The organism is Pseudonocardia autotrophica, from assembly GCF_003945385.1.
Classification (GTDB): Bacteria; Actinomycetota; Actinomycetes; order Mycobacteriales; family Pseudonocardiaceae; genus Pseudonocardia; species Pseudonocardia autotrophica.
Genome location: NZ_AP018920.1, coordinates 6,602,324 through 6,625,948, shown reverse-complemented (window position 1 = coordinate 6,625,948; position 23,625 = coordinate 6,602,324). Strand labels below are relative to the sequence as shown.

The 23,625-nt window shown below is 73.8% G+C and carries 24 protein-coding genes; 16 read left to right on the top strand and 8 right to left on the bottom strand.

Annotated elements, in window-relative coordinates; translation table 11 throughout:
• Nucleotides 1–43 precede the first annotated feature (43 nt).
• Nucleotides 44–475, bottom strand: a complete 432-nt coding sequence (locus Pdca_RS30795) for a nitroreductase family deazaflavin-dependent oxidoreductase (protein ID WP_085910481.1) — start codon at nt 473–475, stop codon at nt 44–46.
• Between the two features lie 207 nt (nt 476–682).
• Here Pdca_RS30795 and thiC point away from each other — a divergent pair, with 207 nt between their 5' ends.
• Both thiC and thiD read left to right on the top strand, forming a co-directional pair.
• Entirely contained in the window at nt 683–2,320 is a 1,638-nt protein-coding gene (thiC, locus tag Pdca_RS30790; protein ID WP_085910482.1) for a phosphomethylpyrimidine synthase ThiC, read from the top strand.
• A gap of 232 nt (nt 2,321–2,552) precedes the next feature.
• Nucleotides 2,553–3,410 carry a bifunctional hydroxymethylpyrimidine kinase/phosphomethylpyrimidine kinase gene (gene thiD, locus Pdca_RS30785; RefSeq protein ID WP_085910483.1) on the top strand — a complete coding sequence of 286 codons (858 nt, stop codon included), beginning with the start codon at nt 2,553–2,555 and terminating at the stop codon, nt 3,408–3,410.
• Here the strand turns inward: thiD and Pdca_RS30780 are convergent.
• Nucleotides 3,332–3,904: an MmyB family transcriptional regulator gene (locus Pdca_RS30780; RefSeq protein WP_085910484.1), complete on the bottom strand. Its 573-nt coding sequence runs from the start codon at nt 3,902–3,904 to the stop codon at nt 3,332–3,334. The two genes, thiD and Pdca_RS30780, sit on opposite strands and share 79 nt — an antisense overlap.
• Here Pdca_RS30780 and Pdca_RS30775 point away from each other — a divergent pair.
• From Pdca_RS30775 to Pdca_RS30760, 4 genes are all read left to right on the top strand, one after another.
• Complete coding sequence (locus tag Pdca_RS30775; RefSeq protein ID WP_085910485.1) at nt 3,899–4,135, top strand: hypothetical protein; 237 nt, start codon at nt 3,899–3,901, stop codon at nt 4,133–4,135. The two genes, Pdca_RS30780 and Pdca_RS30775, sit on opposite strands and share 6 nt — an antisense overlap.
• 129 nt (nt 4,136–4,264) lie before the next feature.
• Nucleotides 4,265–6,523, top strand: coding sequence for a xanthine dehydrogenase family protein molybdopterin-binding subunit (locus Pdca_RS30770; protein ID WP_085910486.1), 2,259 nt, complete (start codon nt 4,265–4,267; stop codon nt 6,521–6,523).
• Entirely contained in the window at nt 6,520–7,068 is a 549-nt protein-coding gene (locus tag Pdca_RS30765; RefSeq protein ID WP_085910487.1) for a (2Fe-2S)-binding protein, read from the top strand. Before Pdca_RS30770 ends, Pdca_RS30765 begins: the two co-directional genes overlap by 4 nt.
• Nucleotides 7,065–7,889: an FAD binding domain-containing protein gene (locus Pdca_RS30760; protein WP_085910488.1), complete on the top strand. Its 825-nt coding sequence runs from the start codon at nt 7,065–7,067 to the stop codon at nt 7,887–7,889. Before Pdca_RS30765 ends, Pdca_RS30760 begins: the two co-directional genes overlap by 4 nt.
• Nucleotides 7,890–7,996: 107 nt before the next feature.
• On the opposite strand, the gene Pdca_RS30755 is transcribed toward Pdca_RS30760, so the two are convergent.
• Nucleotides 7,997–8,653 (bottom strand): response regulator transcription factor, encoded by a 657-nt coding sequence (locus Pdca_RS30755; RefSeq protein WP_085910489.1) that lies wholly within the window; start codon nt 8,651–8,653, stop codon nt 7,997–7,999.
• Nucleotides 8,650–9,867 (bottom strand): sensor histidine kinase, encoded by a 1,218-nt coding sequence (locus Pdca_RS30750; RefSeq protein WP_085910490.1) that lies wholly within the window; start codon nt 9,865–9,867, stop codon nt 8,650–8,652. The genes Pdca_RS30755 and Pdca_RS30750 overlap by 4 nt, the downstream gene beginning before the upstream one ends.
• A gap of 111 nt (nt 9,868–9,978) precedes the next feature.
• Between Pdca_RS30750 and Pdca_RS30745 the strand changes: the two genes are divergently transcribed.
• Together Pdca_RS30745 and Pdca_RS30740 are read left to right on the top strand one after the other, a co-directional pair.
• Nucleotides 9,979–10,581, top strand: a complete 603-nt coding sequence (locus tag Pdca_RS30745) for a hypothetical protein (protein WP_085910491.1) — start codon at nt 9,979–9,981, stop codon at nt 10,579–10,581.
• A complete protein-coding gene (locus Pdca_RS30740; RefSeq protein ID WP_174824384.1) occupies nt 10,568–11,728 on the top strand; it encodes a DUF418 domain-containing protein in 1,161 nt (386 codons plus the stop codon). Before Pdca_RS30745 ends, Pdca_RS30740 begins: the two co-directional genes overlap by 14 nt.
• On the opposite strand, the gene mftM is transcribed toward Pdca_RS30740, so the two are convergent.
• Together mftM and Pdca_RS30730 are read right to left on the bottom strand one after the other, a co-directional pair.
• Nucleotides 11,688–12,398: a mycofactocin oligosaccharide methyltransferase MftM gene (gene mftM, locus Pdca_RS30735; RefSeq protein ID WP_085910493.1), complete on the bottom strand. Its 711-nt coding sequence runs from the start codon at nt 12,396–12,398 to the stop codon at nt 11,688–11,690. The two genes, Pdca_RS30740 and mftM, sit on opposite strands and share 41 nt — an antisense overlap.
• A gap of 115 nt (nt 12,399–12,513) precedes the next feature.
• Entirely contained in the window at nt 12,514–13,131 is a 618-nt protein-coding gene (locus Pdca_RS30730; RefSeq protein ID WP_085910494.1) for a TetR/AcrR family transcriptional regulator, read from the bottom strand.
• Between the two features lie 258 nt (nt 13,132–13,389).
• On the opposite strand from Pdca_RS30730, the gene Pdca_RS30725 reads away from it, so the two are divergent.
• From Pdca_RS30725 to Pdca_RS30690, 8 genes are all read left to right on the top strand, one after another.
• Complete coding sequence (locus Pdca_RS30725) at nt 13,390–13,929, top strand: DUF4242 domain-containing protein (RefSeq protein ID WP_085910495.1); 540 nt, start codon at nt 13,390–13,392, stop codon at nt 13,927–13,929.
• Complete coding sequence (locus Pdca_RS30720; RefSeq protein WP_085910496.1) at nt 13,926–14,948, top strand: acyl-CoA dehydrogenase family protein; 1,023 nt, start codon at nt 13,926–13,928, stop codon at nt 14,946–14,948. The genes Pdca_RS30725 and Pdca_RS30720 overlap by 4 nt, the downstream gene beginning before the upstream one ends.
• Nucleotides 14,924–15,643 (top strand): ABC transporter ATP-binding protein, encoded by a 720-nt coding sequence (locus Pdca_RS30715; RefSeq protein WP_085910497.1) that lies wholly within the window; start codon nt 14,924–14,926, stop codon nt 15,641–15,643. The genes Pdca_RS30720 and Pdca_RS30715 overlap by 25 nt, the downstream gene beginning before the upstream one ends.
• Nucleotides 15,640–16,809, top strand: a complete 1,170-nt coding sequence (locus Pdca_RS30710; protein ID WP_085910498.1) for an ABC transporter substrate-binding protein — start codon at nt 15,640–15,642, stop codon at nt 16,807–16,809. The genes Pdca_RS30715 and Pdca_RS30710 overlap by 4 nt, the downstream gene beginning before the upstream one ends.
• Nucleotides 16,806–17,621, top strand: a complete 816-nt coding sequence (locus tag Pdca_RS30705; RefSeq protein ID WP_085910499.1) for an ABC transporter permease — start codon at nt 16,806–16,808, stop codon at nt 17,619–17,621. The genes Pdca_RS30710 and Pdca_RS30705 overlap by 4 nt, the downstream gene beginning before the upstream one ends.
• A gap of 97 nt (nt 17,622–17,718) precedes the next feature.
• Nucleotides 17,719–18,462, top strand: a complete 744-nt coding sequence (locus Pdca_RS30700; protein ID WP_085910500.1) for a hypothetical protein — start codon at nt 17,719–17,721, stop codon at nt 18,460–18,462.
• Between the two features lie 36 nt (nt 18,463–18,498).
• Nucleotides 18,499–20,688, top strand: a complete 2,190-nt coding sequence (locus Pdca_RS30695; protein ID WP_085910501.1) for a sensor histidine kinase — start codon at nt 18,499–18,501, stop codon at nt 20,686–20,688.
• Nucleotides 20,685–21,359 (top strand): response regulator transcription factor, encoded by a 675-nt coding sequence (locus Pdca_RS30690; RefSeq protein ID WP_085910502.1) that lies wholly within the window; start codon nt 20,685–20,687, stop codon nt 21,357–21,359. Before Pdca_RS30695 ends, Pdca_RS30690 begins: the two co-directional genes overlap by 4 nt.
• Nucleotides 21,360–21,372: 13 nt before the next feature.
• Here Pdca_RS30690 and Pdca_RS30685 read toward each other — a convergent pair whose 3' ends face one another.
• Nucleotides 21,373–21,975 carry a hypothetical protein gene (locus Pdca_RS30685; RefSeq protein ID WP_085910503.1) on the bottom strand — a complete coding sequence of 201 codons (603 nt, stop codon included), beginning with the start codon at nt 21,973–21,975 and terminating at the stop codon, nt 21,373–21,375.
• A 105-nt stretch (nt 21,976–22,080) separates the two neighbouring features.
• Nucleotides 22,081–23,622: a VWA domain-containing protein gene (locus Pdca_RS30680; protein WP_085910504.1), complete on the bottom strand. Its 1,542-nt coding sequence runs from the start codon at nt 23,620–23,622 to the stop codon at nt 22,081–22,083.
• Nucleotides 23,623–23,625 lie beyond the last annotated feature (3 nt).

The following is a 23,625-nucleotide window of genomic DNA, read 5'->3' as shown; positions in this document are numbered from 1 at the left end:
TCGCGCGCCCGCACGAGGGGTCGGGCGCGCGACCGGCAGGGGGTCAGCTCTTGGGCTCCAGCACGAACACCGGGATGACCCGGGAGGTCTTCTCCTGGTACTCGGCGTAGGGCGGGTAGGCCTCGACGGAGCGCTCCCACCACGTCCGGCGCTCGTCGCCGGTGACCTCGCGGGCGACGAGGGTGCCGGTCGAGGTGCCGTCCTGCACCTCGACCTCGGGGTTCGCCAGCACGTTGTGGTACCAGGCGGGGTGCTCCGGGGTGCCGCCCTTGGAAGCGATCATGGCGTAGGCGCCGTCGTGCTCGACCCGCATGACGGGTACGTAACGCTTCTTCCCCGACTTCGCGCCGGTCGTCGTCACCAGCACGATCGGGCGATCCAGGACGGTCACGCCGTCGGTCGTCCCGTTCGCCAGGATCTGCTCGGTCTGCTCGCGGACCCAGTCCGTCGGGCTCAACTCGGCTTGGTTGCTCATGCAGGCAGAGAACCCACGACGAGCGAAGATCATTCCCGGCATCCGGGTGAGACGCGCCGAAGGGCTGGCGTGTCGCGGTGCGCGGTGCCTACGGTCGGGGCACATCTGAAAACGCGGGAGCTCCGTCGCGCGGGGCTGAGAGGGCGGGCCGATCGGCCGCCGACCGCAGAACCGGCCGGGTAATGCCGGCCAGGGAGGACTGTCGTCATGACGACCGCTCACGTGCGCCCGCAGGTCACCACCGGCCCGATCGCCGGATCCACCAAGTCCTATGTGGACGGGCCGGACGGGATCTCGGTCCCGGTCCGGCGGATCGGGCTCTCGAACGGGGAGCACCACGACGTCTACGACACCTCCGGCCCCTACACCGATGCCGATGCGGAGATCGACGTGCGGGCGGGACTGCCCGCGCTGCGCGCTCCGTGGGTGGCGTCGCGGGAGCCGGGGACCCAGCTGTCGTACGCCAGGGCCGGGGTGATCACACCGGAGATGCGCTTCATCGCGATCCGCGAGCAGTGCGACGTCGAACTGGTCCGGTCCGAGGTCGCCCGCGGTCGCGCGGTGATCCCGGTGAACGTCAACCACCCCGAGTCCGAGCCGATGATCATCGGCAAGCGGTTCCTCACCAAGATCAACGCCAATATCGGGAACTCCGCGGTCTCCTCCTCGATCGAAGAGGAGGTGGAGAAGCTGGTCTGGGCGACCCGATGGGGTGCCGACACCGTGATGGACCTGTCCACCGGCCGCGACATCCACGAGACCCGGGAGTGGCTGCTGCGCAACTCGCCGGTCCCGATCGGCACGGTGCCGATCTACCAGGCACTGGAGAAGGTGGACGGCGATCCGACGAAGCTGTCCTGGGAGGTCTACCGGGACACCGTGATCGAGCAGTGCGAGCAGGGCGTCGACTACATGACGGTGCACGCCGGCGTGCTGCTGAGGTTCGTGCCGCTGACCGCCAAGCGGGTCACCGGGATCGTCTCCCGCGGCGGTTCGATCATGGCCGCGTGGTGCCTGGCGCACCACCGCGAATCGTTCCTCTACACCCGCTTCGCCGAGCTGTGCGAGATCCTGCGCCGCTACGACGTCACCTTCTCGCTCGGTGACGGGCTGCGCCCCGGATCGATCGCCGATGCGAACGACGAGGCCCAGCTGGCCGAGCTGAAGACGCTCGGCGAGCTGACCCGGATCGCCCGCGAGCACGACGTGCAGGTGATGATCGAGGGCCCCGGCCACGTCCCGATGGACAAGATCGTGGAGAACGTGCGGCTGGAGGAACAGTGGTGCGACGAGGCACCGTTCTACACCCTCGGTCCGCTGGCCACCGACATCGCGCCCGGCTACGACCACATCACCTCCGCGATCGGTGCCGCCCGGATCGCCGAGGCCGGTACCGCGATGCTCTGCTACGTCACCCCGAAGGAGCACCTGGGCCTGCCCAACCGGGACGACGTGAAGGTCGGCGTGATCACCTACAAGATCGCCGCGCACGCGGCCGACCTGGCGAAGGGGCACCCGCACGCCCAGTCCCGTGACGACGCCCTGTCCCAGGCCCGGTTCGAGTTCCGCTGGCGGGACCAGTTCGCGCTCTCCCTGGACCCGGACACGGCGCAGTCCTATCACGACGAGACGCTGCCGGCGGGGCCCGCGAAGTCGGCGCACTTCTGCTCGATGTGCGGGCCGAAGTTCTGCTCGATGAAGATCACCCAGGACGTCCGGGACTACGCCGAGGCGCATGGTCTGACCAGCGTCGAGGCGATCGAGGCCGGGATGGACGAGAAGTCCGACGAGTTCCGGGACGAGGGCGGCCGGGTCTACCTGCCGATCGCCTCCGCCGGGGACTGACCGGCCGGGCGCGGTGCGGGACGACTCGTCGGGGGGTCGTCCCGCGCCGCGCCCATCCCGCTGCGTATCGCGGGGCCGACGATCCCGGCCGCCGCGACCCCGGGTCCCGGGCCCGGGTTACGGTCGGGTCTGCAGGTGCGGGAGCTCGCCGACGAGCGGGCTGAGAGGGCGGGGAGACGCCGCCGACCGCGTACCGGCCGGGTAATGCCGGCCAGGGAGTGAGGACTCGACCATGGCCGAACCCACCGTCGGTACGACCCCGCCACGGGTGCTGACGATCGCCGGCACCGACTCCGGGGGCGGCGCCGGCATCCCGGCCGACCTGCGGGCGTTCGCCGCCTGCGGGGTGCACGGCTGCGTCGCGGTGTGCGCGGTGACCGTGCAGAACACCGTCGGTGTCACCGGCGTGCACACGATCCCGGTGGAGACGATCGCCGGGCAGATCGCGAGCGTCGCGGCCGACATCGGGCTGCAGGCCGCGAAGACCGGGATGCTGGCGAACGCCGAGATCATCGAGGCCGTCGCGGCGGCCTGCGACGAGCACGGGATCGGCCGGGACCGGGCGACCCCGCTGGTCGTCGATCCGGTCGCGGCGTCGATGCACGGCGATCCGCTGCTCGCCGCCGAGGCGCTGGACGCCTACCGGCACACCCTGTTCCCGCGGGCCACCCTGATCACCCCGAACCTGGACGAGATCCGGCTGCTCGTCGAGCACGACGTGCACGACCGGGACGGTCAGTACGCCGCCGCGAAGGCGCTGCACGCGCTCGGCGCCGGCGCCGTCCTGGTCAAGGGCGGGCACCTGGCCGAGGACACCGACGGCTGCCTCGATCTGCTCTTCGACGGCGACACCTTCGTCGAGCTGCCCGGCCCGCGTTTCGCCACCGGCAACACGCACGGCGGCGGCGACTCGCTCGCGGCGTCGATCGCGTCCGGACTGGCCCGCGGGCTCGATCTGGAGTCCGCCGTCCGGTTCGGGAAGCGCTACATCGTCGACGCCGTGCGGCACTCCTACCCGCTGGGCGCCGGGCACGGCCCGGTCTCGCCGTTCTGGGCGATCCGGCCGTGGTGGGAGGAGTCCGAGAGGTAGACCAGCAGCCGGTGCTCGGGGGTCCCGGGCAGCTCCGGTGCCTCGTAGTGCCAGCTCCGCCCGGACCAGCGTTCGGTCCCCGACCAGGCCGGGATCCGGACGGCGGCGCGGTAGCGCGCGCCGAAGTCCGATCCCGGTGCCGCCCCGAGTTCGGCGGCGAGCGCCGCCGCCGGCCCGTCGCCGAGCTCGGCCGCCGAGCGCAGCCGGGCGGCCCACTCGTCGGCGAGTGCGTCCCGGTCGTCGAGCAGGTCCCCGGCGCGCGGATCGGTGACCACGAACCGGGCGATGTTCGCCGTCACCGGGAGCCCGAGCCGGTCGGTGCCCGTCGACCGTGCGAGCACCTCGCCGCAGCGGTCGATCACCAGCGCGGGCTCGGCGTCGAGCCGCTCCAGCAGCTGCAACACCGACGGCCGCACGACCCGATCGGCGGCGGAGCACCGGTCGTCCCCGGCGGAGACCTTGACCAGACCCGCTCGCGGTACCCGCTCGTGCACCCGTTGATCGGTCTGCGCCGGGCCGACCAGGTGGCCGAGGTGATGGCGGCGGCCGATCTCACGCTCCCGGCCGAGGCACGCGACCGGCTGGAGGCGGCGGTCCCCTACGAGCGTGGCCCGCTCGCCGACTTCCTCGAATCGTCCGCGGCCTCGCCCGCGGTGTTCGGCGACGCCGAGGTGATCGGCCGCCGACCGCCGCTCCGCCGACGCCCTGCATCGCAGGTTTCCTGATAATCGGAGACGGATACGGGATCGGATCCGCAGATGCGGATCCGTCGGGCGATAAGGGTGCCCTGACCTGCGCAATCGTCCGGTTTCGCCCGTCGCATACGGCCCGGGACGGCTATACGCTCGGCGGCGATGAGCATCTTGGGCACCCGCGTCGTCCGCACCGAGGATCCGGTCTTCCTCACGCGCGGCGCGACCTACACCGACGACCTGACCGACGAACGGCTGACCGGGGCGTTGCACCTGACGCTCGTCCGCTCGCCGCTGGCCCACGCGACGATCTCCTCGATCGACACCGCGGCCGCACTCGACGCGCCCGGCGTGGTCGCGGTGGTCACCGGGGCCGATCTCGACATCGCGCCGGCGCTGCTGTTCCCGGGCGCGAACAAGGCGATGACGCGGCCGTTCCTGGCGACCGACCGGGTGCGCTTCGTCGGCGAGCCGGTCGCCGCCGTGCTGACCGACGAGTTCTACCAGGGCGAGGACGCCGCCGAGCTGGTCGACGTCGAGTACGAGCCGCTGCCGGTGGTGATCGATCCGCTCGCCGCCGCCGACGACGAGACCCTGCTCTTCCCGGAGGCCGGCACCAACACCGCCGCCGCCTACGGGCACGACTCCGAGCCGGATGCGGACTTCTTCTCCGGCTGCGAGGTCGTGGTGACCCGGGACCTGGTGAACCAGCGCCTGGCCGCCGCGCCGCTGGAGACGCGGGCCGCGAGCGCGTTCTGGGAGGGCGACCACCTCACCGTCTACATGTCGAACCAGAACGCCCAGGGCGGCCGCGACGAGGTCGCCGGCTGGCTGGGCCTGGACAAGGACAAGGTCCGGGTGATCCTGCCCGACGTCGGTGGCGGATTCGGCGCGAAGATCGGCTCCGATCCGGAGTTCGCGCTGGTCGCGTGGCTCGCGCGGCAGCAGGGTCGTCCGGTGCGCTGGAACGAGTCCCGCTCGGAGAACATGACCGGGATGGTGCAGGGCCGCGCCCAGCGCCAGACCATCACGATCGGCGGCACCCGCGCCGGGAAGGTGACCCACTACCGGCTCGACGTCGTGCAGGACCTGGGCGCCTACCCGCGCCTGGGCACCTTCCTGCCGATGTTCACCCGGATGATGGCGCCGGGCACCTACGACATCGAGAACGTCGACTCGCGCGCCCGCGCCGTCGTCACCAACACCACCTCGATCGCCGCCTACCGTGGCGCCGGGCGCCCGGAGGCCACCGCCGCGATCGAGCGCGCGATGGACCTGTTCGCCGCCGAGATCGGCAAGGACCCGGCCGAGGTGCGCAAGCTCAACGTCGTCGCCCCGGAGAAGTTCCCGTTCACCACCAAGGGCGGCGTCGAGTACGACTCCGGCGAGTTCGCCAAGGCGATCGACCTGGCGCTCGCCGAGTCCGGCTACGAGGGGCTGCGCGCGGAGCAGAAGGCGCGCCGCGAGCGTGGCGACGTGCGGCAGCTCGGCATCGGCGTGTCGTCCTACGTGGAGATCACCGGCGGTGGCGCCTTCGCCGAGGACGCCTCGGCGCAGGTGCACGAGGACGGCACCGTCACCGTGCTGACCGGTACCTCCCCGCACGGCCAGGGGCACGCGACGGCGTGGGCGATGCTCGCGTCCGAGCAGCTCGGGATCGGCCTGGACAAGATCACCGTCAAGCACGGGGACACCGATCTGGTGCCGCGTGGCGGGGGCACGATGGGCTCCCGCTCGCTGCAGACCGGTGGCGTCGCGGTGCACCAGGCGTCCGGTGAGCTGGTCGATCTCGCCAAGCAGCGCGCCGCCGACCTGCTCGAGGCCAGTGTGGACGACCTCGAGCTGGACCCGGAGAACGCCGCGATCACCGTGGCCGGCGTCCCCGGGAAGTCGGTGACGCTGGCCGAGCTGGCGTCCCGCGAGGAGCTGAAGGTCGAGACCACCTGGGACGGCAAGAAGCCGACCTTCCCGTTCGGCGCGCACGTCTGCGTCGTCGAGGTCGACACCGAGTCCGGCAAGGTCACCGTCGAGCGGATCGTCGCGGTCGACGACGCGGGGCCGATCCTGAACCCGCTGCTCTGCGACGGGCAGCGGCACGGCGGCATCGCCCAGGGCATCGCGCAGGCGCTGCTCGAGGAGGTGATGTACGACGAGGAGGGGCAGCCGCTCACCGGTACCTTCGCCGACTACGGCATCCCCTCCGCGGCCGAGCTCCCGAGCTTCGACCTGGTCGAGATGACCACCCCGACCCCGGTCAACCCGATGGGCTACAAGGGCATCGGCGAGGCCGGGACGATCGGATCCACCCCGGCGACACAGAGCGCCGTCATCGACGCCCTGTCGCACCTGGGTATCACGCACATCGACATGCCCCTGACCCCCATGCGGGTCTGGGAGGCCATTTCGGAGGCCGGCAAGTGAAGGTAGAGATCACCGTCAACGGCGAGCGCACCAGCGCCGACGTCGAGCCCCGGCAGCTGCTCGCGCACTACCTGCGCGACTCGGTCGGGCTGAAGGCCACCAACATCGGCTGCGACACCACGTCCTGCGGCGCCTGCACGGTGCTGCTCGACGGTGAGGCCGTCAAGTCGTGCACGGTGCTGTCGGTGCAGGCCGACCAGCAGGCCGTCACCACGATGGAGGGCCTCGACGGCGCCTCCGACGGCCGCCCGGAGCACCCCGTCACCAAGGCGTTCCACGCCGAGCACGGTCTGCAGTGCGGGTTCTGCACCCCGGGCATGGTCATGTCGGCGGTGTCGCTGATCAGCCACGACAGCGACCTGGACGAGCGCAAGGTCCGGGAGGGCCTGGAGGGCAACCTCTGCCGCTGCACCGGGTACCACAACATCGTCCGTGCGGTGCTCGTCGCGGCCGGCAAGGACCCGGACGCCGAGCAGAAGTCCGAGGCCGAGTCCGACGCGCTGCGCACCGCACCGGGCTTCTCCCGCGGAGAGGCAGGCGCATGATTCCCCTCGCGTTCGACTACGCCCGCCCGGACACCCTCGACGACGCCATCGCGCTGCTCGCCGAGAAGGGTGAGGACGCCAGCGTGCTGGCCGGCGGCCACTCGCTGATCCCGGTGATGAAGGTGCGCCTCGGCGCGCCCGAGTTCGTGATCGACATCGGCCGGCTGCGGGAGCTCTCCTACATCACGCTGGACGAGGCCGCAGGCGAGGTCGCCATCGGTGCCGGGACCAAGCACCGGGACGTGGTGGACTCCGAGCTGCTCGCGGCCGAGGTCCCGCTGCTGCCCGCCGTCGCCCGCACCGTGGGTGACCCGCAGATCCGGGCCCGCGGCACCCTGGGCGGCACCCTCGCGCACGCCGACCCGGCGGCCGACCTGCCGGCCGCGGCGCTCGCGCTGGACGCCACGGTGGTCCTGCAGGGGCCGCGCGGGAAGCGGAACGTGCCGATCGGCGAGTTCTACACCGGGGTGTTCTCCACCGTCCGCGAGCCGGACGAGCTGATCGTGGAGATCCGGTTCCCGCGCAGCGGGGACGCCGGCTGGGCCTACGAGAAGTTCACCCGGCGCAGCAACGACTGGGCGATCGTCGCCGTCGCGGTCTCCGGCGACCGGATCGGCCTGGTCAACATGGGGTCGACGTCGCTGCGGGCCACCGCGACCGAGCAGGCACTCGCCGAGGGGCGCTCGATCGCCGAGGCGGCCGCGCTGGCCGCCGAGGGGACCGAGCCGCCGTCGGACACGCACGGCAGCCCCGCCTACCGGACGCACCTGGTGCAGGTGCTCACCCGGCGGGCGCTGGAGACGTCCCGCGGGCAGCGCTGACGCAGGTCACAGCGACGCCCGACCCGGCCGGGGTGCGTTCCGCGGAACGCACCCCGGCCGGCGTGCCGGTGCCGGTACCGGGGGAGTCGCGTTCCGCGGAACGCGGTTCAGACCAGCCCCGCCTCCTGGGCGGCGATCGCGGCCTGGGTGCGTGAGCGCAGCCCCAGCTTCGCCAGTACCCGGGAGACGTGCGTCTTCGTCGTCCCCTCCGAGATCACCAGCTCCGCCGAGAGCTCCGCGTTGGACAGCCCCCGGCCGAGCCCGGCGAGCACGTCGGTCTCGCGGGCGGTGAGCCGGTCCAGCCCGGGGACCCGTGCCGGCCGGGGGGAGCCCGCGTAGCGGCTGATCACCCGGCGGGTCACCTCCGGCGCCAGTACGCCCTCGCCGCGGGCGACGGCGCGCACCCCGTCGGTCAGCCGGACGGCGTCGACCGACTTCAGCAGGAACCCGGCCGCCCCCGCGGCGAGCGCGCCGTCGACGAGCTCGTCGAGATCGAACGTGGTCAGCACCAGCACCTGCGGGGATCCCGGCAGCTCGATGCTCGTCGCGGCGAGTATCCGGCGGGTCGCCTCGATGCCGTCGATCCCGGGCATCCGGATGTCCATCAGCACCACGTCGGGCCGGTGCTCCGCGGCCGCGCGCACCGCGGCGAGCCCGTCCCCGACCTCGGCGACGACCTCGATGTCGGGGGCGGACCCCAGGATCAGCACCAGCCCGGTGCGGACCGCCTCCTGGTCGTCCGCCACCACCACGCGGATGCTCACCGGGTACCTCCGCCGAACGGGAGTGCGGCGCGGACCAGCCAGCCGTCGCCGTCCGGCCCCGCGACCAGGGTGCCGCCGACCGCGCGGGCCCGCTCGGCCAGACCGGCCAGGCCGGTGCCACCGTGCAGCGCCGGGCCCTCGGTCGCCGGTCGGCTGCCCGGCTCGTTGCGGACCTCGATGACGAGCTCCTCCCCGACGGTCCGCAGCCGGACGGCGACCGGCGCGCCGGGGGCGTGCTTCGCCGCGTTGGTCAGCGACTCCTGCACGATCCGGAAGCCGGCGAGCTCGACGGGGGCACCGACCTCGGTCCCCGGGGGGCGATCGTCGACGTGGCGGACGGTCAGCCCGGCGGCGCGGACCTCGTCGAGCAGCCGGTCCAGCTCGGACAGCCGGGCCGGTGCGGTGTGCGGGTCGTGCGGGCCGCCGGTGCGCAGCAGCCCGATCATCGTGCGCATCTCGCCGAGTGCCGCCACCCCGGACTCGCGGACGGTGCCGAGCACCCGGCGCATCATCGCCGGATCGGCGCCGGAGTGCAGCGCGGCCTCCGACTGCAGCGCGATCGCCGACAGCCGCCCCGCGACGACGTCGTGCAGGTCGCGGGCCATCCGGGCCCGTTCCTCGGCGACCGCCGCGTCCCGTTCCCTGGCCGCCGCCCTGGCCGCCTCCCGGGCGCGGGCGCGCTCGACCTCGGCGATGTCGGCGTGCCGGCGCACCTCCAGCCCCCACACCGTGGGCACACCGACGACCAGGACCAGATTGAACAGGCTCAGGATCGCCAGCCGCCCGCCGCCGAACACCAGCGCGGCCCCGGCGAGCAGTGCCACCACGATCCCGGAGCAGACCGCGACGATCTGCGCGGTGCGCCGCGGCGGGTACCGGACGGCGCAGTAGAGCAGATCGGTGAACACCACCAGGGTCCCGACGTCGGTGCGCGACTGCCAGACCACCCCCACGGCCAGCGCCAGCGTGCCGAGGGCCAGCCCGGCCGGGGCCAGCGCCCGCCGCAGCACCGCACCCAGGCAGGCGAGCGCCAGCACGGTGACCGCCGGGACCGTCATCCCGCCGCCGTCCCCGGACCACGGCACCCCCACATCCGGGAGCGCCCACATCAGCAACAGCCCGAACGCGAACCAGCCGAGCGCGACCCCGGCGTCCCGGACCGGCAGCGGCAGCCCGCGCAGATCGGTACGGAGATCGGCACGGACACGGAGCACCCCGACATCCCAGCACGTCCCGGGCGGTCCGTGCGTCCGTCGAAGGAGGTACGACCGGATCGGTCGTGCGCCGGACGACCGGGGCGGCGTGACCGGACACGATCGTCGGCCATGGGGGAGATGTTGCTCGCCGAGCCACTGCTGTGGCTGATCGGCGCCGCCGAGATCGGGTTCTGGCTGTTCCTGGCGGCCGGTCTGGCCGCCCGTTACCTGCTGCGCCGCACCGGACTCGGCGCCGCGCTGCTGCTCGGCGTACCGCTGATGGACGTGGTGCTGATCGTCGCCGCCACCGCGGACATCGCATCCGGCGGCGAGCCGTCCCGGGTGCACGGACTGGCCGCGGTGTATCTCGGCGTGACCGTCGCGTTCGGACATTCGCTGGTCCGCTGGGCGGACGCCCGGTTCGCGCACCGGTTCGCCGGTGGGCCGCGCCCGGTGCGGCCGCCGCGCGGCGGCCGGGCCCGGATGCGCTACGAGTGGCGCGAGTTCGGGAAGGTCGTGCTGGCCTGGGTGATCGCGGCCGGGGTGCTGTGCCTGCTCACCGTGGTCGGCGGGCGCGGGATCCCGGAGCTCGCGCAGTGGCCTGCCGACCCGATGTGGGCCTGGCTGCTGCGGGTGTCGACGGTCGCCGCGATCTGGTTCGTCGCCGGTCCGCTGTGGGCGACCGTGCTGCCCGGCGCCGACGACCGGGAGCGGGACCGTGTCCGGGCCTAGGCTCGCCGCGCCGGACGTCCTGCGCGGGCTGGCCATCGCCGGCACCTTCGCGACCAACGTGTGGGTGTTCGCCGATCCGCGCGGGCCCGCTGCGGTGTTCGCCGGGTTCGCCGGCGGCTGGTGGCTCGACGCCGTGTTGCGCGCGGTCGCGAACGGGAAGTTCCTGGCGCTGCTGACGCTGCTGTTCGGGATCGGGATGGAGCTGCAGTACCGCTCCGCGGTGCGCCGCGGGCTGCGGTGGCCGGGGCGCTACCTGATCCGGGCCGGGATCCTGTTCGCCGAGGGCCTGCTGCACTACGTGCTGGTGTTCGAGTTCGACGTGCTGATGGGCTACGCGATCGCGTCGGTGCTGGTGGCCTGGCTGGTCGGGCGGTCGCGGACGGTGCGGCTGGTCGCCGCCGGGCTGGCCGGCGCGTTCGTCGTGCTGGTCGTCGGGGCGGTCACCCTCGGCGCGTTCGCGCAGACCGGCGATCCGGTGCTCCCGCCGTACCCGGCGACCTGGACCGGGCAGGTGTGGCTGCGGCTCACCCAGCCGCTGCTGTTCCGGATCGAGCTGGTGCTGATCGTGCCGTCGGCGGTGGTGCTGTTCCTGGCCGGTGCGGCGCTGCTGCGCGCCGGGGTGTTCGACGACGGCGGCGCCCGGCTCCGGCGGACGCTGATGCTGCTCGGATCGGCCGGGGTGCTGCTGAACGTGGTGGCGGTGCTCGCCGGGCCGGCCTGGTTCGCCGTCGAGCGTTACCTGGTCGCGCCGCTGGTGGCGGCCGGGTTGCTCGGGCTGGTGCCGGAGGTGCTGAACCGGATGCGCGACCCGGCCGGGCCGGTGCGGCGCGGCCTGACGGCGATCGGCCGGACGGCGATGACCTGCTACGTCGGCCAGAACATCCTGGCCGCGCTGCTGTTCCACGCCTGGGGGTTCGGGCTGAGCGGCGCGCTCGCCGGGATGGCCCCACCGGCCCGTACGGCCCTCGTGGTCGCGGTCTGGGCCGGGGTGATGACGGCGTCCGCGGTGGCGTCGGCGTGCTGGCTGCGGTCGCACGACCGGGGCCCGCTGGAGTCGATCGCGCACCGCGCGGCCGGCCCCGGAGCTCCCGGAGTTCCCGGCGGTCTCAGAGATCGACGACCAGCCAGCCGCCGTGATGCTCGGTGACCTCGAACGGGCGCCCGGTACGCGCGCCGATCCGGTCCAGGACGGCCGTGTCGAAGGTCCGCACGTGCCCCCAGGCCGGGTTCGGCTCGTCCTCGAACGGGACGGCGACGACGACCCGCCGCCGGGCCAGACGCAGCATCTCGGCGACCACCTCGTCGCCGTCGGCCTCGGGCAGGTGCTCGATGAGGTGCACCGCGAACACGGTGTCGGCGCAGCGGTCCGGCAGCGCGACGGCGCGCGCGTCGGCGACGTGCGTCTCGACGTCGGCACCCAGCTGCGGGGCCATCCGGGCCAGCAGGCCGACCGTGCCGCCGGTGAGGTCGGTGGCGGTGACCCGGTGCCCGTCGCGGGCCAGCTGCAGGGACAGGAAGCCGAAACAGCAGCCCAGCTCCAGGACGTCGTCGCCGACGACGAGGGTGCGGGCGTGGGCGTGCACCGGGGCGGTCTCGGCGTTCGTCCCGCCCGGCTCCGGTTCGCCGGCCAGCGCGTCGAGGGTGTTGCGGTAGAAAGCGAGCCAGGCGTCGTCGGGGAACTCCGGGTCCTTCGCCGCGCTCGCGACACAGGCCACGAACGCCTCCTCGAACCGCTCGGCGGGCAGCAGCCCCGGCTGGACGAGGGTGCGGTCCAGCCAGCCGGCGAGATCGTTGCTGAGCCGGTCGGTGTCGATCATCGGCGCTCCTGGGCGGGACGGGGCCCTTCACGCTAGGTCGCCGGTGTGCCGCGCACCATCTCCGACCATCCGGGTCCTCCCCCTCCGGACGGCCGGGCCGGTAGCGGCCGGACGGCTATGTGGGCAACCCTGTGGACAGCCCCGCGGACGATTCCGCGAACAGCCCCGTTGCCAGGGCCACGGCCAGCGCGGCGGCCCGGACGATCGGCTCCGCGCTGCGCTCGGCCTTCGAGCCGGCCAGCCCGCCGTCGTAGACGAGCTGGATCCGGGCGGCGGTCTCGTCCGGGTCCGGATGCCCGAGCTGCACCAGCGCGTCGCGGAACGCGGTGCGCTGCCGGGCCCGGTGCTCGGCGACGACCGGGGCGACCGGCGAGGCCGGTCCGGGGAACTCGGTCGCGGCGTTGAGATAGAGGCAGCCGCGGTAGCCGCGCCGGCGGGCGGCCGACGAGGCGAGTTCGAAGGCGGCGCGGATCCGGCCGAGCGGGTCGTCGGCGAGCCCCCGCACCGCGCGCTGCCAGCGGAGCAGGTCGTTGTGGTCGGCGCGCTCCAGGTAGGCGGTGACCAGCGCGTCCTTGGAGCCGTAGTGCGCATACAGGCTGGCTCGCGCGACCCCGGCGGACGCGATCACCCGGTCGATGCCGACGGCCCGGATGCCCTCGCGGTCGAACAGCGTGGCCGCCGCGTCGAGCAGGCGTTCCGCGGGACCGAGGGTGGTAGGGGGCGCAGGCGGCACGAGACGAGCATAACTCCGCACTGGACAGATAGACCGATCTGTCTGTTACCGTCGTCGGTGTGAGGACGTTCTGGCTGGTGAAGCGCCGCCACGTCGACCTGCTCCGGGTCGTCGCCGCGGCGTGTCCCGGCTCCTCGCCGCAGGCCTGATCCAGGTCTGCCGCGCGCCTGCGCGCGCTGTCTCGTATCCCCACGTGCTCCGCGTCCCCGCCTGCGGGCGGCCACGCGCGCCGTGCATCCCGACCCCGGAGGTCGCACCATGTCGCTGTTCCTGTTCGAGTTCGTCCCCGCCACCGCCGAGCGGGACGCGGTGACCGCGCTGCTCGGTGAGGTCGACCGCGCCTCCGCCGCGGCCGGCGCGACGCTGATCGAGTCGCAGGTCACCGGCGGTCACGACCGGGTCTTCTCGGTCGTCGAGGCGGACTCGGCCGACGGTCTGGCCGGCCGGTTCGACGCGCTGCCCGGGGTGGCCGAGGTCGCCGGGCCGGACGAGGTGCGCCTGGTCGGCGCCGATCTCGACGAGCTCAAGAAGACCAAGCCCGCCGCCGGCTACCTGGTCGAGTGGGACTTCCCGGACGGCCTCGACATGGACACCTACCTGGCCCGCAAGAAGGCGAAGGCGCCGCTGTACGCCGACGTCCCCGAGGTCAGCTTCCTGCGTACCTACGTGCGCGAGGACATGACCAAGTGCCTGTGCTTCTACGACGCCGAGGGCGGCGAGGAGGACGTGGTCCGCGGCCGCAAGGCCGTCGACACCCCGATCGACCGGCTGCACACCCTCGCCGGCGGCGACCGGTGACCGCGCCCGCCACCGAGCTGCTCGGCACCTGGTTCGCCGACGCGGCCGGGCCGGTCGACCGCGGGGAGGACGACGTCCGCACCGGGTTGCGCATGCTCGGTGAGCGGGACCTGATCGCGCCGTCCGGTTCCGGTGCGGCGCACGCGGTGCGCCTGGTCGAGGGGATCGCCCGCGACTGCATGAGCTCGGCGTTCGCCACCTGGGCGCAACGGATGACCGTCGAGTACCTGTCGCACGCCGACCGGCCCGACGCCGCGCTCACCGATGCGGTGCGGCGGGCCGGCCGGATCGGCGCCACCGCGATGGCGCCTGCGCTGCGCGACCTGGCCGGGCTGGAGCCGGTCCCGGTGGTGGCGACCCCGGCCGCGGACGGCGGGCTGGTGCTCGACGGGCCGATCCGGTGGGCGTCCAACCTGTTCGACGACGCCGTCGTCGTGCTCCCGGTCCGGCTGGGTACCGACGGCCGGGCCGTCGTCCGGATCTGTACCACCGACGACGGCGTGCACCGGGCGCCGCGCCCGACGCTGCTCGCGCTGAACGGGACCGGCTCCACCTCGGTGCGCCTCGAGGGTGTCCGGGTCGCGCCCGAGGCGGTGCTGTCCCGCGACATGCGGTCCTTCGTCGGCGCCATCCGGCCGACGTTCCTGCTGGTGCAGAGCGCGTTCTGCAGCGGACTCGCCGGCCGGTCCGCGGACGCGGCCCTTCAGGGGGCCACCGGGACGTCCGAGCCGCTGGCCCCGGACGCGCGGGCGGTCGCCGAGCGGGCCGCCGACGTGCACGACCGGCTGCACACACTGGCCGCCGATCCGGCGGCGGCCGGCCCGGCGGAGCTGCTGCGGCTGCGACTGGACGCCGCGAGCACCGCCACCGACGCCACCCGGGTCGAGTCCGCGGTCCGAGGCGGAGCCGGCTACGTCGCGAGCAGCGACGTCGCGCGCCGGCTCCGCGAGGGCGCGTTCCTCCCGGTCCAGGCCCCCACGGAAGGACACCTCAGATGGGAACTGTCGCGCTCGCTCTGACCGGCGCCGTGCGCCGCTACGGCCCGCGGACCGTGCTGGACGAGGTGGACCTGGAGATCGAGCGCGGCGACCGGCAGGTCGTGCTCGGTCCCACCGGCAGCGGGAAGTCCACCCTGCTGCGGGTCCTCGCCGGCCTGGAACCCCTCGACGGCGGCACCCTGCACCGGCCCGGCGACCCGGTCACCGCGACCGTGTTCCAGGAGCCGCTGCTGCTGCCGTGGCTGACGGTCCGGGAGAACGTCCGGCTGGGTGGGAGGTACCGCGCCAACCGGAGCCGGTTCGACGACGCGCACGCCGACGCCCTGCTGGACCGGTTCGGGATGGCCGGGCACGCCGAGGCCCGTCCCGCGGCATTGTCCGGCGGACAGGCCCAGCGGGTCGCGATCGCCCGCGGGATGGCGGTCCGGCCCGACGTGCTGCTGCTCGACGAGCCGTTCGGGGCGCTCGACCCGGCGACCCGCGCCGAGCTGCAGACCTGGCTGCGCGGGTTCGCCCAGGAGGAGGGCCTGACCCTGGTGCTGGTCACCCACGACGTCGACGAGGCGCTCTACCTGGGCACCCAGGTCACCGCACTGGACGGGGACGGCGGTATCGGCGGCCGGTGGACCCCGGCGGCGTCCGAGACACCCGGCGGGCATCCGCTGCGCGACGAGGTGCTGGCCGGCTACCGCTCCCAGGTGGTGGCCGCCCGGTGAGCGGCACCAGCAGGCGCACCCTGCTGCGCGCCGCGGCCGGGCTGGGCGCCGTCGCCGCCGTCGGCGGTGGGATGGCCGGGATCGCCGATCTCGCCACCGCGGGCCGCAGCACCGCGCGCTCCGGCGCCGGGCTGCGGATCGGCTACCTGCCGATCACCGACGCCTCCCCGCTGCTGGTCGCGCACGCCCAGGGCCGGTTCGCCGAGGCCGGGCTCGACGTCGAGCGGCCGGTGCTGTTCCGCGGCTGGGAGTCACTCGCGCAGGCGTTCCTGGCCGACGAGGTCGACGTCGTCCACCTGCTGATGCCGTTCGCGGTGCAGCTGCGCTACGCGCTCGGCGCCCGGTTGCAGATGATCGCCTGGAGCCACACCAACGGCTCCGCGCTGACCGTCGGCCACCAGGTGCGTGAGCTCTCCGACCTGGCCGGTCAGCAGGTCGCGATCCCGTTCTGGTGGTCGATCCACAACGTGATGCTGCAGCGGATGCTGCGCGGTGCCGGACTGCGCGCCGTGGTGCGCGAGCAGCCGTCGGCCCGGGACGGCACGGTCGGGCTCGTGGTGCTCAGCCCGGCCGACATGCTCCCCGCGCTGGACACCGGGCGGGTCGCCGGCTACATCGTCGCGGACCCGTTCAACGCCGCCGCCGAGATCCGCCGGGTCGGCCGGATCGCGCACTTCGTCGGGGACTCCTGGCGCCGGCACGCCTGCTGCGTGGTCGTCGTGCGGTCCGATCTCGTCGACTCCGACCCGGGTGCCGTGCAGGGCGTCACCGATGCGATCACCGGAGCCCAGCAGTGGATCGACGGCGCCCGCGCCGACGCCGCATCGGTGCTCTCCACCGGCCGCTACCTGCCCCAGCCGCTGCCCGCGATCACCCGCGCACTGGACCAGCCGCCGCGCTCCCCGCTGCATCCGGACTGGTACGGCGAACGGATCGGTTTCGAGCCGTTCCCGTTCCCCGGCTACACCGGCGCGCTGGTCGAGTCGATGCGCGACACCGTCGTCGACGGCGACACCTCGTTCCTGGACGGCCTGGACCCGGCCTCGGTGCACGCCGACCTGACCGACGACCGGTTCGTCCGCCGCAGTATCGAGCGGCACGGCGGCCCGGCCGCGTTCGGTCTGCCCGCCTCCCTCACCCGCACCGAGGAAGTGACCCCCGTATGAGCGCCGCCCCGCCCCGCCCGGCCCCGTCCCGCACGAGCCCGCCGGGCAGGTCCGGCCCGTCCGGCGGTGCCGGACGGCTGCTCGCGCCGCTGGCCGGGACCGCCGTCGCCGTCGCGCTGTGGTGGCTGGTGACCACCCCGCTGGCCGCGCCGGACAGCATGCTCCGGGCGTTCGCCCCGCAGCAGGCGGTGCCCGCGATCGGGGCGCTCGCCGCCGACGGGGTGCTGCTGGAGGACATCGCGACCAGCCTGTGGCGGCTGCTGCTCGGCCTGCTCGTGGCCGGGGTGCTGGGCATCGCGATCGGGCTGGCGGTCGGTTCGTCGGCGCTGCTGGAGCAGGGCACCCGGCCGGTGTTCCAGTTCCTGCGGATGGTCTCCCCGCTGGCCTGGGCGCCGGTCGCGATCGGGGTGTTCGGTATCGGGCACCGGCCGGTGGTCTTCCTGGTCGCCGCCGCGGCGGTGTGGCCGATCGTGCTGAACGTCGTCGCCGGGGTGCGAGCCGTCGACCCGAAGCTCACCCTGGTCGCCCGGTCGCTCGGGGCGAGCCGCCGGGAGACGCTGTCGACGGTCGTGCTGCCGACGGTCCGGCCGCATCTGCTCACCGGGGTGCGGCTCGCGCTGGGGATCGGCTGGGTGGTGCTGGTGCCCGCGGAGATGCTCGGCGTCACCTCGGGACTGGGCTACGAGATCCTCAACTCCCGTGACCAGCTCGCCTACGACAAGGTGATGGCGGTGATCCTGGTGATCGGGGCGCTCGGCTACGGGCTCGACGCGGCCGCCCGGCGGCTGCTGGGGGCACCCGCGACCGGCTGAGTGCGGGACGGGCGGACCGGGACGTCGCGACCCTGTCGCCCGGGACGGTGGCTCCCCGAACCTGGTCACCGAACCCCACCCGGACCCGGGAGCCGACATGCATCCACTCGAACCGTCCGCCCGTGACACCCGCCGGCCGACCCGGCCCGCAGCGGCGGAGGCGCCCCGGCCGGTCGCGCGGACGGCCGGCCGGGCACGGGTCGCCGCGGCCGGGCTCGCCATCGCCGCCGCGGTCGCTGCGGTCAACCTGCTCGTCCGCCCCCTGGCCGCCGACGCGACGGCCGATCGCGCGGCGGTGCTCGCCGTCCGGGAGGCGGTGTGGTTGTTCGGCGCCGTGGGCGGCATCGCCACCGGAGCCGTGTTCGTGGCACTCGGTCTGGTCGTGTGCCTGGTCGTCCCGGCCGGTCGCGGGTACGCGTCGGCGACCTCGGGTGCGGCCCTGACGGTCCTCGGTGGGATCTCCTTCGCCGCCGGCTTCTTCGCGTTCGGGGTGTCGAGCTGGTTCGCGACCCTCCCGCTGGACGACCCGGCGGCGTCGGTGGCGTTGTTCGACGCGGTGCAGGCCGACGCGATGCGGTCGTTCGGCCCGCAGCTCGCCGGGTTCCTGCTCGCCTCGGTGGGGACGGTGCTGCTGGCCGTCGCGCTGTGGCGGTCGCGCACCGTCCCCCGGTGGCTGCCCGCGACGACGGTGCTCGCCCTCGTCGCGATGTTCCTGGTCGGGGGCGGGTTGCTCTACGATCTGCTGCACGCGGCCTTCATGGCCACGCTGGTGGTGCTCGCGGTGTACTGCTGGCGATCGGGACCCCGGCTCACGCCCTCGTCCGGTCGGACCGACCCGTGAGCAGGTCCGTGCGCGACGAGTTCCGAGGCGGCCGCTGTGGCGACAGGGACGACGGGAGCTGCCGGCCCGGCGGGAGCCGCCGGGTCCATCGGCGCGGCCCCGATGGTGGCCGGCGACGGCGGGCCGGGCCCGGCCCCGCCGGTGCAGAGCAGGCGGCTCCTCGGCGTCGCCCGGACGGCGGTCGTCGCGGTCGGCACGGTCCTGCTCGGGGCCCAGCTGGCCGTCGGTGTGCTGACCGTGACCGGTGCACCGGCACTGCCGGAGGTGACCTTCGCCCCGTGGACCTCTCCCGCCGGGCGGGCGGTCCTGGCGGCCTGGGGTGTCGACGTGCGCTGGTGGGCGGTGGGCTACGTGGCCGTCGCGCTCGCCACGACAGCCGTGTCGGCGGTCGCGGCATGGCTCGTCCTGCGCGGTGAGCCCTCCCCGTACCGGCTCCATCTGGGGCTCTCCCTGGTGCTGTTCGGGACGCTCGGGTCCGAGTTGGCGCTGGTCGCGGACGCGTTGTTCCCGCAGGCAGGCGGGTTGGGCCGGCGTCTGCAGGGGCTGGGCATCGTGCCGCTGTTCCTGGCCGCGTACGTCTTCCCCGACGGCCGGTTCGTGCCGTCCTGGGCACGCTGGCCGTTCGCCGGCTGGCTGGTGTTGCTGGCGGCGGCCTCCCTCGTCGATGACGACGGTCGGGCCGCGGGATGGAGCCCCGCCGAGGACGTGGCGATCATGCTGCTGTTCGGCAGCTGCGTCGCCGCCCAGGTGTTTCGGTACGTGCGTGTCTCCGGCCCGGTCGAACGGCTGCAGGCGCGCTGGTTGCTCGCTGCGGTCATGGCCTGGTTCGTCCTGGCCGTCGTGCTCATCGCCACCCCGCTGCGCTCGCTGATTCACGAGGCGAGCCCGGCCGGGCTCGCCTCGTACGCCGTGGTGCTGCCGCTGAGCAGTGCTGTACTGGCGCTGGTGCCCGCGGCGATCGCGGCGGCGGTGCTGCGGTACCGGCTCTTCGAGATCGACCTGTGGGTGAGCCGCACCGTGGTGCACGGTGTGCTGACGGCGTTCGTCGTCGTCGTGTACGCACTCGTCGTCGGAGGTGTCGGCAGCCTCTGGCCGATCGGGAACCCGGCGCTGTCGGTCCTCGCCGCGGCGCTGGTGGCGCTGGCGTTCGCGCCGGTACGCGCCGTCGTGCAGACGCGGGTGGAGCGGCTGGTGCTCGGCGAGCGGGGCGACCCCCACCGGGCGCTCGCCCGGCTGGGCGACCGGCTGCGCGGGACGCTCCTGCCGGAGGACGTCGCTCCGGCGCTGGTCGACGCCGTGCGGGAGGCGCTGCGCGTGCCCTGCGCAGCGGTGTCGGTACCCGATGGCACCGGCGAGCGGCTGCTGGCCTGCTCCGGCCGGTCGGGGACCCCGGTCGACGGTGTCGACCTCACCCACCGGGGCGAGTACGTGGGCCGGCTGCTCGTCGGCAGGCGCAGCCCCGGGGAGCGGTTCGCGGCGGCCGACCTGCGGCTGCTCGCCGATCTCGCCGGGCACTGCGGGACAGCGCTGTACGCGGCACGGGAGTCCGACCGTCTCCGGATGCTCGCGGCCGACCTGCAACGTGCCAGGACCCAGCTGGTCACGGCCCGCGAGGAGGAACGCAGGCGGCTCCGCCGAGACCTGCACGACTCGCTCGGGCCGGCGCTGGGCGGGCAGATGATGGTGATCGGCGCGGCCCGGTCGCTGCTGGAGACCGATCCCGCTGCTGCCGACCGGCTGCTCGGCGACCTGGGCGGTCTGTGCGGGCAGGCGCTCGACGAGGTGCGCCGGCTCGCCAGGGAGCTCCGCCCGCCGGCGCTCGACGACGCGGGCCTCGCCGCTGCGCTCGACCAGGCTGCGGAGCCACATCGCCGCCACGGGCTGGAGGTCCGGGTGGACGTCGCGGATCTGTCGTCGTCACCGGCCGCCGTGCAGTCGGCCGTCTACCGGATCGCGGTGGAGGCGATGACGAACGTCGCGCGGCACGCGGGCGCCACGTGCTGCGCGGTGACCGTTCGCCACACGGGAGATGGTCTCGACCTGGAGATCACCGACGACGGCCGCGGTCCGGCGCCGGACGCCGGCGCCGGGGTCGGAACGGCATCCATGCGGGAACGCGCCGAGGAGCTCGGCGGCTGGTGCGAGATGCGGTCGGGAGCGGCCGCCGGGACGGTCGTGCTGGCCCGGCTGCCGCTCCCGCGAGACGGCGACGGGGGCGCGAAGTGACCGAATCGAGCCGGGTACGCGTGTTGGTCGCCGATGATCACCCGACGGTCCGCTACGGACTGCGTGCGGTGCTCGGTTCGGACCCGTCGGTGCAGCTCGTGGGAGAGGCCGGGGCCGGGGAGCAGGTGGTGGCGCTCGCGGCCGAGACGGTGCCGGACGTCGTCCTGATGGACGTCACCATGCCCGGCCTCAACGGGATCGAGGCGACCCGGCGGATCCTCGGCGCGACGCCGTCGGTGCGCATCGTCATGCTGACCATGTACGACGACAGTGCGTCGGTGCTCGCCGCGGTCCGCGCCGGTGCCCGCGGCTACCTCCTCAAGGGCGCCGACCGGGACGAGATCCTCCGCGCGGTGCACGCCGCCGCGGGCGGGGCCGGTGTGTTCGCCGCTGCGGCGACCGAACATCTCGCCGCCCGGGTCACCGGAGCGCGAACGCCGGGGGCGGCGGCGGGTGGTCTGCCCGGACTGACCGAACGGGAGCGGGAGCTGCTCGACCTCATGGCCCGGGGGCTGACCAACGCCGCGATCGCCGATCGGTTCCGGATCAGCCCCAAGACCGTCCGGAACCACACCTCGACGATCGTCGCCAAGCTCGGGGAGCAGGGCCGGGCCGGTGCAGTGGCGCGGGCCAGGGCCGCCGGGCTCGGCGGTCCGGACGAGGCAGGCTGACGCCACCGACGGTTCAGACGGCGTCGTGTGCCGCGACCAGCCGGGCCTTGAGCGCGGTGTCCTTGTTCACCGGGTCGTGCGCGCCGTCGGGGACGGTGCCCGCGGCGACCGCGATCGCGTTCATGGTGCCGACCATCCGGCACAGGTGCGCGATGCGGCGTTCGGTCGCGTCGATCGGCGGGAGGCCCTCGACCAGGGCCAGCGTGCGGTCGACCCAGATCACCTCGGCGTGCAGCCCGGCTTCCTCCAGCACCGCGCGCAGCCGGACCGCGATCTCGTGCCGGGACAGGCCGTTCCAGCTCTCCAGGGTGCGCGCGTCGAGCGGGAACAGCCGCCCCCGGTCGCGCAGCCAGATCAGTTCCAGGGCGTGCGCCCGGCCGTAGGCGCAGTAGACGCAGCCGTTCGCCAGGGAGATCGTGAGCCCGGCGAGATGGGTCCGGATGGGCCCGAGCACCCGCAGCGTCACGAGGAACCGCGGGAAGTTCAGCGCGAACCAGCGCAGCGCCGGCCCGTTACCCATCGTCGCCACCATCGCCGGGATCACCCCCGGCATGTATCCCCACAGCGCGGTGCACATGCGCGCGAGCATGCGTACCACGAGCCCACCGTCACCCATCGCGGGACGCTCCTTCTCAGGGGGGACGACCGACTGTACCTCCGCGAGGACGGAACGTGATGATGATTCGGTCGAACGGCCTAGAACACGCGTGCTGGACGCCGCTCAGCGGCCGATCAGCTCACCTGCCATCTCGTTGGTCGTCGTCTCCAGGCCCGACAGGTCCCGGACCACCCGGACGCGGTCGCAGAACTCGGCGTAGGTGGGCAGGTCGCAGCGGCCCAGTCCCCAGGAGTAGCGGGGCTCGGGGGTCAGCCAGATCGTCTCCCGCGCGCGGCGGGTGATCTCGATGAACGCCTCGGTGTTCGGGTCGTTGCCGTTGCCGCGGCCGTCGCCGAGTACCAGCACGGTGGTCCGCCGGGTGACCGCCGACCCGTGGTCCTCCAGGAACTGGCCGAACGCCAGGCCGTAGTCCGAGTTGGCGTCGACGTCGAGCTGGTCGCCGCCGAAGACCAGCCCGAGTGCGTGCTCGACCGGATGATCGGCGAACAGGTCGGTCACCTCGACCAGGTCGGCCACGAACGCGAACGAACGCACCTGGCCGAACAGGTCCTGCAGCCCGTGCACCAGGTGCAGGGTGAACCGGGCGGTGGCCCGGACCGACAGCGAGACGTCGGCGAGCACCACCAGTCGTGGCTTGTCCTCCTGCCGCGCCACGGTGACCGGGGCGAACGGCACCCCGTCGTAGCGCATGTTGCGGCGCATGGTCCTGGCCGAGTCGATCCGGCCGCGCGGGGACACCCGGCGCCGGTGGGTCAACGCGCCGTGCAACGACTTGGCGAGCCGGCGCAGCGAGTCCTCCAGCTGCATCCGTTCGGTCTCCGACGCCCGGTCGACCTCGGCGACGCGTTCGGCGTCGTCGTGCCCCTCGACGATCCGCTGCTCGATCTCCAGCAGCTTCTCCAGATGCGCCTTCAGCAGCTCGGGGAGGTTCTCCAGCACCCCGGTGAGTCGCCTGCGCAGCGCGGCGGCGTCGTCCTCGGTGCCATAGGTGGAGGCGTCCACAGCGTCTTCCGCGGAGGACAGCCAGCCCAGCAGCGCGTCCTGCTGGGCGACCGAGAGATCGGCGTCGACCTTGGTGCCCTGGGCCTGCGAGATGTCGCCGGGCAGACCGCCACCGGAGAACCGGTCGGTCTCGATCTGCACCCGCTGCCCCTCGGCGACGTCGCCCGCCTGCTCCTTGGAGAGCACGATCTCGTCGGTCATCGAGGCCATGTCGATCTTGTTGGCCTCCTGGTGCAGGTTGTACTGCTCGGCCAGGTCCTCCGGGTCGAAGAAGTCCCGGATGTCGGCCGGTGTGCCGTGGTCGTGCCCCTCCTGCGGGGTCTCCGACGGCTCCTCGGACAGCGTGAAGTTCTCCAGCGGCGTGTCGTCGGTCATGTCGCCGTGCCCGTGCCCGTGGCCGTGGCCGGTGTCCGACTCGCCGACCTTGACCAGGGAGAAGAACAGGTCGAAGACCTCGTCGTAGGTGGCCTCGTCGCGCCGGTCCTTCACCAGCGCGACGCGCAGCGCCTCCTTCAGGACGCCCCGGTCGGACAGCACCCCCGGCTGGGCGGCGCAGGCCATCGCGTCCAGGGCCTCGGAGACCGAGATGCGTACCGCCCGGATCCGCAGGAGCCGGACGAAGCGGTGGATGCTCGCTTCCACGTC

Coding starts and splice junctions, on each gene's coding strand:
- Pdca_RS30795 (WP_085910481.1), bottom strand. CDS start 475: ATGAGCAACCAAGCCGAGTTGAGCCCGACGGACTGGGTCCGCGAGCAG.
- thiC (WP_085910482.1), top strand. CDS start 683: ATGACGACCGCTCACGTGCGCCCGCAGGTCACCACCGGCCCGATCGCC.
- thiD (WP_085910483.1), top strand. CDS start 2,553: ATGGCCGAACCCACCGTCGGTACGACCCCGCCACGGGTGCTGACGATC.
- Pdca_RS30770 (WP_085910486.1), top strand. CDS start 4,265: ATGAGCATCTTGGGCACCCGCGTCGTCCGCACCGAGGATCCGGTCTTC.
- Pdca_RS30760 (WP_085910488.1), top strand. CDS start 7,065: ATGATTCCCCTCGCGTTCGACTACGCCCGCCCGGACACCCTCGACGAC.
- Pdca_RS30745 (WP_085910491.1), top strand. CDS start 9,979: ATGGGGGAGATGTTGCTCGCCGAGCCACTGCTGTGGCTGATCGGCGCC.
- mftM (WP_085910493.1), bottom strand. CDS start 12,398: ATGATCGACACCGACCGGCTCAGCAACGATCTCGCCGGCTGGCTGGAC.
- Pdca_RS30725 (WP_085910495.1), top strand. CDS start 13,390: ATGTCGCTGTTCCTGTTCGAGTTCGTCCCCGCCACCGCCGAGCGGGAC.
- Pdca_RS30715 (WP_085910497.1), top strand. CDS start 14,924: ATGGGAACTGTCGCGCTCGCTCTGACCGGCGCCGTGCGCCGCTACGGC.
- Pdca_RS30705 (WP_085910499.1), top strand. CDS start 16,806: ATGAGCGCCGCCCCGCCCCGCCCGGCCCCGTCCCGCACGAGCCCGCCG.
- Pdca_RS30700 (WP_085910500.1), top strand. CDS start 17,719: ATGCATCCACTCGAACCGTCCGCCCGTGACACCCGCCGGCCGACCCGG.
- Pdca_RS30685 (WP_085910503.1), bottom strand. CDS start 21,975: ATGGGTGACGGTGGGCTCGTGGTACGCATGCTCGCGCGCATGTGCACC.